At 46.9% G+C, this 10,569-nt stretch carries 8 protein-coding genes; 4 read left to right on the top strand and 4 right to left on the bottom strand.

All coding sequences use genetic code 11. The annotated features are described in order from the left end of the window. Window positions 1-76 precede the first annotated feature (76 nt). The 4 genes from I2B62_RS18370 to I2B62_RS18355 all read right to left on the bottom strand — a co-directional run bounded on the left by I2B62_RS18370 (window position 77) and on the right by I2B62_RS18355 (window position 7,327). The gene (locus I2B62_RS18370; RefSeq protein WP_243259599.1) at window positions 77-916 is read right to left on the bottom strand and encodes a class C sortase; all 840 of its coding nucleotides are present in this window, start codon (window positions 914-916) and stop codon (window positions 77-79) included. A 132-nt stretch (window positions 917-1,048) separates the two neighbouring features. Next, window positions 1,049-2,674, bottom strand: a complete 1,626-nt coding sequence (locus tag I2B62_RS18365; protein WP_195270491.1) for a SpaH/EbpB family LPXTG-anchored major pilin — start codon at window positions 2,672-2,674, stop codon at window positions 1,049-1,051. Window positions 2,675-2,721: 47 nt separating this feature from the next. Continuing rightward, complete coding sequence (locus I2B62_RS18360) at window positions 2,722-6,351, bottom strand: SpaA isopeptide-forming pilin-related protein (protein ID WP_195270490.1); 3,630 nt, start codon at window positions 6,349-6,351, stop codon at window positions 2,722-2,724. A 652-nt stretch (window positions 6,352-7,003) separates the two neighbouring features. Beyond that, the gene (locus I2B62_RS18355) at window positions 7,004-7,327 is read right to left on the bottom strand and encodes a hypothetical protein (RefSeq protein WP_195270489.1); all 324 of its coding nucleotides are present in this window, start codon (window positions 7,325-7,327) and stop codon (window positions 7,004-7,006) included. Between the two features lie 324 nt (window positions 7,328-7,651). On the opposite strand from I2B62_RS18355, the gene I2B62_RS18350 reads away from it, so the two are divergent. Genes I2B62_RS18350 through I2B62_RS18335 form a run of 4 tightly spaced genes read left to right on the top strand, consistent with a single transcriptional unit; the run spans window position 7,652 to window position 10,565 of the window. After that, the gene (locus I2B62_RS18350) at window positions 7,652-8,200 is read left to right on the top strand and encodes a 2-oxoacid:acceptor oxidoreductase family protein (protein ID WP_195270488.1); all 549 of its coding nucleotides are present in this window, start codon (window positions 7,652-7,654) and stop codon (window positions 8,198-8,200) included. A gap of 1 nt (window position 8,201) precedes the next feature. After that, window positions 8,202-8,504 carry a 4Fe-4S binding protein gene (locus I2B62_RS18345; RefSeq protein WP_195270487.1) on the top strand — a complete coding sequence of 101 codons (303 nt, stop codon included), beginning with the start codon at window positions 8,202-8,204 and terminating at the stop codon, window positions 8,502-8,504. Then, window positions 8,501-9,685, top strand: a complete 1,185-nt coding sequence (locus I2B62_RS18340; RefSeq protein WP_195270486.1) for a transketolase C-terminal domain-containing protein — start codon at window positions 8,501-8,503, stop codon at window positions 9,683-9,685. Before I2B62_RS18345 ends, I2B62_RS18340 begins: the two co-directional genes overlap by 4 nt. Further along, window positions 9,675-10,565, top strand: a complete 891-nt coding sequence (locus I2B62_RS18335; RefSeq protein ID WP_195270485.1) for a thiamine pyrophosphate-dependent enzyme — start codon at window positions 9,675-9,677, stop codon at window positions 10,563-10,565. The genes I2B62_RS18340 and I2B62_RS18335 overlap by 11 nt, the downstream gene beginning before the upstream one ends. Window positions 10,566-10,569: the final 4 nt, after the last annotated feature.

Genomic DNA, 10,569 nt, shown 5'->3' with positions numbered 1-10,569 from the left:
AAAGCTGCCTGGCAGATATCTGTATGAAAAACGTATTTAGCATCCGGTGTATTTAATTTGAGGACAGACAATATTTTCATTGTCTGTCCTTTTTTGTCTGATTTTTTCGGTAAACGACCCAGCGGACAATTGAGAGGATAAGCAGCAGAATGAGAAACAGGACAATAAAAGGCAGCCAGTCCGTTTTCGACACCGTTTCCGCAGCTTCCCCGGTATAGGGAATTCTTGTCCCCCGTACCAGTAAGCGGTGTGAGTTTACGCCATAGGGCGTGCAGGTGACAAGTGTCACATAGTCTTCATTGCGGTCGATTTTGAGATCGCTGGTATCCGTTGGTTCGACAACCTTTATTTGATCAACCTGGTAGGCGAGCTTGTCGTCGAGCACGGTCAGATAAAAGACATCGGCCTCATTGAGCTCAATCAAATCGTTAAACATTTCCGCTTCGGCGTAGGCTGTGTGCGCGGAAAGAACTGCATGGGTGGCGGTTCCACCGATGGGCAGAGAGGATTTTTCCAAATGGCCGACGCCCATATCGAGTACGACTTCGGATGTTCCGTGGTAAATCGGGAGATTTACATCGATTTTTGGAATTTCGAGGTGGGCCATGATACCATTTTCCTGAACATTAAGCCTCTGGCTGTAGGCTTCGCTTACAGCCAGGTCGGCGTTTCTGTCAAAAGGGTCTGTCAGGACAACGTTTTGTAAAAGGCTTTGATTATAAGCATAGCAGGCCGCCAGTTCGGACTGCTTTGTTTCGCTGCTGATGTCAGAAACCGTGTCATTATATTCGGTTATCAGTTGTTTCTGCCACATTTGATTGTACCAGCTGCTGAAAAAGGGATAGCCCATTATGGCGATTCCCAGCAGAAAAGTGAGAATAATCAGAATGCTGGTGTAGGTTTTTTTTAGCTTCAATATAACCCTCCTTAAATTTTTGTAAAAAATGAAGGAGGACAAGTGTTGAACTCATCCTCCTTCCAGTGGTAGTACTATTGAAAAAATGTTGGTTAATTTATAAAGTATTTATGGATATGGGTTTACTCCGTATTACTGTGTTTTTACTTTTTTTCGATAATAAACCAATAATCCAGCGGCTAACACGATCAACGCTAATCCCGCTGCGATGAAAATGTAGGTTCCCTGACCACCGGTATTTGGTAAACTTCCAGGGTTATTTCCATCCAGAAGGTTGGTGATGGATTTACTGTAGCCGGTATCGGCCACGTAGGTATAGCTGCCGCTTGTTGAATCAAGCGCGTAGGATGCGTAGACATGATCGGTAGAATTTTCCGTAGCCGCGATTTCGACAGGGCTTGGAAGTGTCGCATAGCCATTTGGTGCGATTGTTTCAAAGAGATAATATGTTTTATTCTTGTCAAGGTTTCTGAACTGTAAGATTGCCTCGCTGTCAAGGTCTGTGCCGGAGGTTTTTGTTACAAAGGCAGTGGCGTCATTAATGGAAGCCGCTGTGCTCCATTGGTTAGTGGCGTTATCATAAATCAGATAATTGTAGCTGCCGCTGCCGTTATCTTCGGCAAGCACAAAGGTTGCGTCCGCCAGCGGAGAACCGTCGTCGCCAAGCTTTTTAACGCCATAGCTGTAAATCCGGACTTCCGGGTCTGGCTTGTCGGGGTCTGGGGTGATTGGGTCGATATCCTTATCCTTTGTTTTTACTTTAAGGGAGATTTCATTGGAGACGCCGCCCTTTGAATCAGAAGCACCGGATAAAATTTCTGCGTCATAGTTGATCTGAAGCGCGTCGCCATTGCCTAATTTGCCGATTCCCTGTTCTGTGAAAGCCAGGGTAAGGACATTGCCGGAATAGGTCATTGTGAAGTCGCCGTCGGCGGCTGTTAAATTATAGGCAGTACCGCCAGCCGCTGGTGCTCCGGTTACGGTGATTGACGTGGTGTCGATTTGCAGATACTGGCTGGAGGTATCCACGATGTCAAACTGTGTGTATTTTCCGTCCTGGATATCCGCCGGAACAGTCACATCAACCTGATAGTTTAAGACATCGCCAACGTTGGCATAGAAGACATTGTCGCTGCCGGCGTCTGCGCCGGAAACAATGGTTTTTTCGATGGAGGCGTTGGCATAGGTGTTTTTAGGATAAGCGTCGACGCTGTATTCCCATTCGCTGTTATCTTTGTTGAACATTGGGACAGTGATGATAAAATCGGTCGCGCCATGCACGCCGTCGGGCAGGTAGGTTTCTTTGATAAGGTAAACGCTGAAGTCGTTCAGGTTATCAAAGGTTAACGGACCGGTGGCCGTGGTGGTGCCGGTTGCCGCGGGGCTGAGGTTCGTTACATCGATGGAGGAAGGTTCCGTCGATGCGTTCAATACAGTGATGGGGTTCCCATCAATATCGGTTAAACCGGAAACAGGTGTATAAACCACCGCAACGGGGTCAGCTTCCTGTGCGAAGGTACCGATCTGGTAGACCGAATACTCGGCGTCTGCCAGGTATTCGTGGTAGAGGCCGTTGACCTCTTTGTAGACTTTTCCAGGCTCCTGCACGGAAACACCTGTGCTGTCCAGTTTGTGAAGTGTGAGCGTACCGTTGTTTGCCGCAAACGTGGTTGTTGGTAAGCTCATCATGACTGTGAATATCATAAGAATCGCGACTAAAAAGCCCTGGATTCTCGGCAGTGTGTTTGATTTTTTCATTTTAACTCCTTATTTCTACAAAATATTTTTATTAATCATTTTATTTATCATTGTACGGAAATACGTTTATGCTTATTCCAAAGTTTAAAAACACCTCCTCCAACGGATAACAGAGCAATCAGGGCTCCAATCATCAACATGATCATCCGGGTATTGTCATTATCGCCGGATACAGGCATTTGAATCGCCTGATTATCGCGGATTTCAAAAGTTATATCATATACTGGGTTGTTATTTTCATCTAAGGTTGGTATGTCCCCTTCAAAGGGCTCAACGAGTGTCTCATAGCCTGAGGGCGCTGATATTTCTTTAAAACGGTAACGCCCGACGGGCAGCTGTTTAAACACGGTGGAGGCAATGTTATTTTCCAAAAGGGTTTCCTGTGTGTAGTAATCGCCGCTCACCCAGTCCTGCCACTGGCCAGTGCCGGAATCATAGGAGATATGCTTCCAGGAACTGTCGGTTTCGTCATAACGTTCAATGGTGAAGGCTGCTCCGGGTAATGGATTGCCGCTTTCATTAAATTTTTTCAGGGTGACTGAGCCTGCGGCCTTTTGGTTTGCTAAAGACGCAGTCTTAATCACTTCTCTCCCCTTGACGGTTTCCGTGGTGGTCTCAAAATTTAATGCTTCAACAGCATTTCCGCCTGTAGACTGAAGCGTTGTAACCGTGTCGACATAGGCGATCTCATTGAGATGCAGCCGCCATTGTCCGGTGGGTACCGGATAATCTGCCGGTGCGCTTTCCTCAACAAGCTGGTAAAAGCCTGCGTAGGCGGTTGGATATTTTCCTAGCTGTAACTGCACAAGCCCATTGACATCCGATACATCACCGTCGCAGCGGTACCATTTATCACTCTCTGTCACGTCGGTGGTGATATTGCCAGCATCCACCAGACCGGAGGGCGTTCCACTGCCAGTCCAGTAGTAAAGTGAAAAGACTGCCCCTTCAAGAGGTGATTTGGTGGTGGCGTCAGTTTTTGTGAATTCAAAAAGTCCGGCGTCATAGACAGGGTCGTGATTGTTATCGGTAAAGGCATATTGATAATCACTTTCTTTTTCGCCTTCGGGTCCGGTGTAAACCAGTTTCCCCTGGAGCAGACCGGTATTTTCAATATCACCTGTGTAGGTGGTGCGGTCTGTAAACTCAGAGGCCGCGTCTTTTTCGACGAAAACCTGGAAAGCGATGGTATAGCTGGTGATTTCGCCGGAATCAGGATTCTGTTTCGGCATATCATTAAGGTAGACCACTAGCTCACGGGTGGTTTCGTCATAGGTATAGTAGGGGATAACGCTGTTATCAGTGGTCAGGGTTTGTGCCTGATCCTCTTTGTACGCGGTGCCTGGGTTTACGGTGATCGTGTCTTCCAGCAGACGGACATTTTCATGAATTGTATCGGTGACCGTGACGTTCTTAAAATCAGCCTCACTGCTGTTGTTGGTGACAGTGACATAGTAGGTCACTGTATCGCCCACCCAGGTGTAGCTGTTTTCATCATCCACATCCCAGACCGATCGGTCTGATTTTTTTTCAGCATGCGGAATGGAGGAAAAGGCAATGATGTTTGTTTTGGAGACGCCCCCCAGAGAATGGAGATCTGTTCCGAAAACAGCGCCGGGAATTTCGGTGTAGCTGGCAGTGCTGATGTCGTGCCGGCTTGTGCCGCTGTAAGGCATATAGGCTTTAACCGCTCCGGAGGACAGCGTTCTGAGAGGCAGGCTGTCCCGCTCGATATTGAAATCAGCACGCTTCTGTCCGATGCTGTGTCCGCTCTGGTATATGGTGTTGACAATGTGATAGTTGGTATCCGCTTTGCTGTGACCGTCATACTGATAGTAAAGATAGGGATAGGTTAAATCATCATCAATATACCAGGGGGCGTTATCAGTGCCTGAGCCATTGGCTTTTCCTAAAAAGTTTTCCTGAACAGACCAGGTGGCCGGATAGTTTTCTTTAAGAATCATCTGGCTGGTCGTGTAGGCTGTGATACCTGATAGTGTTTTATTTCCAACCGGTGTATGGTTTCGCGTCGTCGTGGTGTCAAAGAAGCAATCGCTGACAGAGCCGGTACCGGTATGATAGCCGATAAAACCGCCGACATAGGTATTGCTGTTTGGCGTGCTCATGGCCCCGGTGCTGTAACAATTTGTGATCTGGCCGTCGCCACTCTTGTAGCTGACAAAGCCGCCAACCTGATAGGTTGGCCGGGAGGCATTGTTCGTAATGAAAACACTGCCGGTTGAGTAGCTGTTTTTGGCCGAGGCATCGCCGCGAATATAGGCGGCAAAACCACCGGTGCTGGAATTATTATCGGTAGAGCCGTTTTTGTTGTTCTCCACATCAGTCTGTGAATAGCAGTTGGTTACGGAGGCAGAATCGTACAGGTCAGCGACAAAGCCGCCCACGCCGTATGAGGTAATAGCAGCGCCTCTTCTGGTCTGTGTTACTTTTCCGCCAGCGGTGTAGGAGTTTGTCACTGTCGCGTTATCATAGATTTTAGAAGAGAAACCTCCCTGATAATAATGCGTTCCGTTGACAATCGGATCAGTTACATAGCAGGATGTCACATCAGCGTTGTTGTAGATCCCTCCGGCAAAACCACCGTTGCAGCTTGTGCCGTTAATAACCGGGCTGACAGCGTAGCATGCAGCTGCCTTAGCATTCTCGTAGAGAACACCGGCAAAACCGCCGCTCCATGAATCACCTGCTGAGGTTCCGTTCACGTTAGGGGTTATAACCGAACAGTTGGAGAGCTCTGTTGTCCCGTGGCCCGCACCGATGAAGCCAGCGGCATAAATAACACCGTCATTTTTATTTCCGCTTCCATTGGTTACATGACAGTTGGTTAAATTTGCGTTGTGGGCCACACCGATGAATCCGGCTGAATAGTTTCCGCTTGTACGGGTATTTATATTGGTAACGGAACAGTTGTTAAAATAAACAGTAGCATCCCCTGCTGTTCCATTCGTCCAACCGGCAAAACCGCCGGACCGCCCGCCTCCGGTAACATTGATTGTGTAGCCGCTGCCGTCGACGTGGCAGTTTGTTATTTGTGTGCCGTTATCTGCTTTACCGACAAAGGCGCCGGTATCATAGACTGCGTTTATATTTCCACCCAGCTGCAAATTGAAGTTTTGAATACTTGCAGCGTTAAGGCTGCCGAACAAGCCGTATTGACCGTAGCCATTGGGGTCTGTACCCTTTAAGCCCGAGACCAGAAACCCGTTTCCGTTAAAGTTACCGGAGAATGGGCGTGTCTGTTGCCCGATTCCAGGCCAGTTCGCATAGCCTGAGAGATCAATCGGGTTTCCCAAAGCGAAGTAAGTACCGGCATAAGTGTTACCGTTATTTACATCGTTCGCCAGATCGGCCAGCTCTTCAGCTGTGTTAATGATATATGGGTTTGCCGAGGAACCATCCCCACCGCTTAACGGTGTAATCCCATAAACCTGGATACCTCCAGATGGCTCAGAGACCGGAGGCGTTTCATCCGGCACTTTGTCTTGTTCAGCTGTTTCCGGTGCGTCCTGTTCGGTTTGAATTTCAGGCTGTTCGCCGCTGTTCGTTTCGTTTTCCTGAGCAAAGATTCCGGCAGGAAGAAAGCCCATGAACAGCATCAATATGAGAAGAAAACTCATAAACGATTTAAGGCACCATCTCTTTTTCTTTATTTCCATTTCATCACCTGCGCTTTCAATTTCTATTCTTTAATGGCGAGACATCCCAAATGAAATGTCTGAACACCTGTTTTGGTGTTTTGTTTTTTGTCTCCGGTTCGATCACCTGCACTTTCTATTTTTGATTCATTCTCAAGTGAGAACCTAATCAATGATTATAGTATATCTGCACCATAGTCTTATTACAATGAACCAGATAAATTATCACAGCCAATTGTTGACGCTTGTGTGAAGCGTAAAATCCCCTGAAATAAAGTCGTATAAAATTGAAATTCCGTATATATAATGAAGCGAAAGAGTCACCATCGCAAAAAAATGGTAAAACGAACAGGCGTACAGAAATATCAAATCACCTTAAATTCAGTGATAAATTTTGATAGGACAAGGTAAATTATGTGGGTGTACAAAGGCAAAGTGAAAAATACGATAAGAATAAAGAGTATCCTTAAAATTCTATTAACCGATATGGTTCCGGGGTTGAAACTTTTAGCGATAGTAGTGGAAATACACAAAGGGAAAGAAGTGACGGTACCAGCCTATCAATCGGCTGATTTTTGATCTGGCTGGGGAAGCGAAAGCTTATAAAAAAACCAAAGACCGGAAAACCGGCCTTTGGTTAAAATTTGGTCCTGGAGTATTTTCCAGGGCTTTTTTATTTTTCGAGTTCATTTGTATAATAAAAATAGCTATCAGATTGTCTATCATAAAGCATAATTCTCAGGGGTTTCCGAATAACGGTTAGTTTGGTTTCCACATTGCCGTGAAGGATGATTTCATGCTCCTGAATAATAAAGGTACCGTTGCCGTAAACAGTGGATTCAAAAGTATTGTCTGAGTTAAGCGTTATGTAGTCATTGGAATGACCTTCCAGAAGCCAGCATCCAAGTGGTATTTTCAGCATAGCTGTAACAAGCAGGATAATTGAAAAAAATAAGATAATAAACATGGCAACGACCAGACTAAGCTTTTTGTTCATACGCTCCTCCAGCATTTTTTCTTATTATAACAAAATATATATAGCAAGTAAATCAATTAAAATATAATATAATGAGATTAAAAATGATTAGAATAGTAGCTATTGATTAAAATTCCGCATAAAAGAAAAATAAATTCCGTATTATGGAATTATAAAACGTGAAATAATTTGATATAATTTTTTCAACCACGAGAGAGTCAAAAACGGGATGCCTTAATTTTTTAAAAAAATCAAAAAATGGAATTGACAAAACCTTATTATGGAACTATAATACAAATATGGAATTAATGATTCCGTATTATGGAATACAGGAGGAAGTATTAAATGATTGAAATTCGTTGGCATGGTCGTGGGGGACAAGGTGCCTTCACAGCAGCCCGGCTTTTGGGAGATGCCGTTGTGTGCGACGATAAATCGGCATTGGCTTTTCCATCGTTCGGCCCAGAACGCCGGGGAGCTCCGGTATTAGCTTTTACGCGAATTGACGATGAGCCAATCAAGGATAGAAGCGATGTTGTTGATTGTGACTGCGCCATTGTATTGGATGAGACACTCTTAGGCGCGCCGGTGAAGGCGGGATTAAAGCCCGGTGCAAAAGTTATTATCAACACAATGAAGCCCGCAGAAGCATTTGATTTCAGTGACTGCGAGGGATGTAGGGTGATAACGGTTGATGCGACAGGGCTTGCACTGAAAATTCTCGGACGGCCAATTACGAATGTCCCTTTGCTGGGCGCGTTGACAGCCGCTACCGAGCTGACAAGTCTTGATTCTATTTATAAGGCGATCGATACACAGCTGCCGGAAAAGGTACGCGCAAAAAACAAGGCACTTTTGGAAGAAACCTATAACACTGTAAAGGAGGCACTCTAAAATGAACCGACCAAAATTATCGCCGGCACAGCCGGCGGGCACCATTGAACAGCTGCCTATGGGGCCGTCGACCCGTTCGGGCCACCTCATTGATGTGAGCTCAGGAATGCGGACCTTCCGGCCGGTGATCGATGCGGAAAAATGCGTAAACTGCTTACGCTGCTTCTTAGTGTGTCCCGATGGAACGATTGACAAATCAGGAGAAATCCTTGAGATAGATTATGATTACTGTAAGGGCTGCGGCGTCTGTGCAAAGGCATGTAAGGTTGACGCCATTACAATGATTAAGGAGGCAGACGCATGAGTGAAAAAATATTTGTATCCGGTGATGAGGCTGTTGCATTAGCGGTCAGACAGGCAAAACCACATGTGATTGCCGCTTACCCCATTACCCCTCAGACCATCGTTGTAGAACGCCTGGCGGATTATGTGGAGGACGGCAGCCTGGACAGCCAGTACATGTATGTGGAATCTGAACACAGCGCCATGTCAGCTGTAATCGGTTCTGCGGCCATGGGCGCCCGCTCTTTTACCGCGACATCGAGCCAGGGGCTTTTATATATGGTCGAAGGCCTGCACTATGCCAGCGGCTCCCGTTTCCCGATTGTCATGATGAACGCAAACCGTTCACTGGCAGCCCCCTGGAATATTTACGGCGATCAGAGAGATTCTCTGTCGCAGCTGGAATCCGGCTGGATTCAATTGTATGTTGAAAACGTTCAGGAAGCCTTTGATACAACCATTCAGTCTTTTAAGATCGCTGAGGACCCTGAGGTTATGACGCCGGTTATGGTCAATCTGGACGGCTTTGTTTTAACGCATACCTATGAACCTCTTGAACTGACAGATCAGGCAGCGGTAGACGCCTATATTCCATATCAGGATTATATTAACAAGCTTAATCTGGAAGATCCGGTGAGTACCTGCATCACTGCGGGACCGACCTACAATACAGAATTCCGTTACCAGCAGCAGATCGCAATGCTGAAGGCGGAGAAGGTGGTTGACGAGAGCGACGCGGAATTCGGCCGACGCTTTGGACGTACCTACGGTGGTATGGTAGAGGCTTATCAATGTGAGGACGCGGAAGCGATCCTGGTGACAATCGGCAGCGTGACAGGAACAGCCCGCGTGGTGGTGGACACGTACCGCGCAGAGGGCAAAAAGGTTGGTCTGCTGAAGCTGCGCTGTGTACGGCCTTTCCCAACCGAGAAGGTCGCTGCGATTGTTAAAAATGCCAAGGCGGTTGGCGTTCTGGAACGCGATATCAGCTTTGGGTTTGAAGGCGCAGTCTACTCTGATTTTAACTCTGCCCTCAAGCAGCAGGGTGTGGATGTGCCGACCTATAACTACGTTGGCGGCTTAGGCGGCCGCAGTATCTCAAAAGAAGATATCAGCGGTATTTTCGACGCGCTGCTGGAGGGCAGTACGGAAAAACCTGTTGAATTTATTAATGTAAGGAGGGACATTGATTATGGCGCTTAATGCAAAAACAATCCCAAATGAAGAACTGTTCTATGGTCATAAGGCCTGCGGCGGCTGCGGCGGCGCCCTTGCCATTCGCCTGGCACTCAAGGTGCTGGGAGAGCGGAGCATTGCGGTTATTCCGCCGAACTGTATGTCAACCGTTGCTTTTGTGTACCCCCACATGCCATTATTTGTCAATGGGATCATTCCTCCCTTTGCGGCAACCGCGGCAGTCATGTCGGGTGTTTTGGCGGGGGCCAAGGCTCTCGGGCTCGAGGACTACCATGTGGTTGGCTTTGCTGGGGACGGCGGTACTTCCGATATTGGTCTGCAGGCCCTGTCTGGCGCCATCGACCGAAACGATAAGGAAATTTTTATCTGCTATGATAATGAAGCTTACATGAACACAGGGATTCAGAAAAGCGGTCTGACCCCCTATGGCGCGAAGACCACAAATACACCGGCCGGAAAGAATATTCATGGTGCAGCACGGCCGAAGAAAAAAATCTTTGAGATCATAGCAGCCCATGAAATTCCATACGCAGCAACCGCAAGCGTAGGCTACCCAGAAGACTATTTAAGGAAGCTGGAAAAAGCCAAGAATTGTGACGGTCCTTCCTTTATCCATGTCATGGCTCCCTGTCCGACGGGCTGGCAGACGCCGACAGACATCTCGATTGAGCTGGCAAAGGAAGCTGTTGATAATGGCCTGTGGTATCTCGCAGAGTATGAAAATAAGGAATTTACCCTGAACCGTAACCCCAAAGAATTTACTTCCATTCCGGATTATCTCGCAAAGCAGGGCCGGTTTTCACATCTTGATGAAAATGATGTTGCTTTTATTACAGAAGGCAGAGATGAGACCTGGAAAAAAATACGTAAAGATTGGGTGAAATAGGAGA

This window comes from Eubacterium sp. 1001713B170207_170306_E7 (genome assembly GCF_015547515.1).
GTDB lineage: Bacteria > Bacillota > Clostridia > Eubacteriales > Eubacteriaceae > Eubacterium.
The sequence above is the reverse complement of the archived record's forward strand: the minus strand, read 5'-3'. Positions and strand labels throughout refer to the sequence as shown.

Coding starts and splice junctions, on each gene's coding strand:
- I2B62_RS18365 (WP_195270491.1), bottom strand. CDS start 2,674: ATGAAAAAATCAAACACACTGCCGAGAATCCAGGGCTTTTTAGTCGCG.
- I2B62_RS18360 (WP_195270490.1), bottom strand. CDS start 6,351: ATGGAAATAAAGAAAAAGAGATGGTGCCTTAAATCGTTTATGAGTTTT.
- I2B62_RS18355 (WP_195270489.1), bottom strand. CDS start 7,327: ATGAACAAAAAGCTTAGTCTGGTCGTTGCCATGTTTATTATCTTATTT.
- I2B62_RS18350 (WP_195270488.1), top strand. CDS start 7,652: ATGATTGAAATTCGTTGGCATGGTCGTGGGGGACAAGGTGCCTTCACA.
- I2B62_RS18345 (WP_195270487.1), top strand. CDS start 8,202: ATGAACCGACCAAAATTATCGCCGGCACAGCCGGCGGGCACCATTGAA.
- I2B62_RS18340 (WP_195270486.1), top strand. CDS start 8,501: ATGAGTGAAAAAATATTTGTATCCGGTGATGAGGCTGTTGCATTAGCG.
- I2B62_RS18335 (WP_195270485.1), top strand. CDS start 9,675: ATGGCGCTTAATGCAAAAACAATCCCAAATGAAGAACTGTTCTATGGT.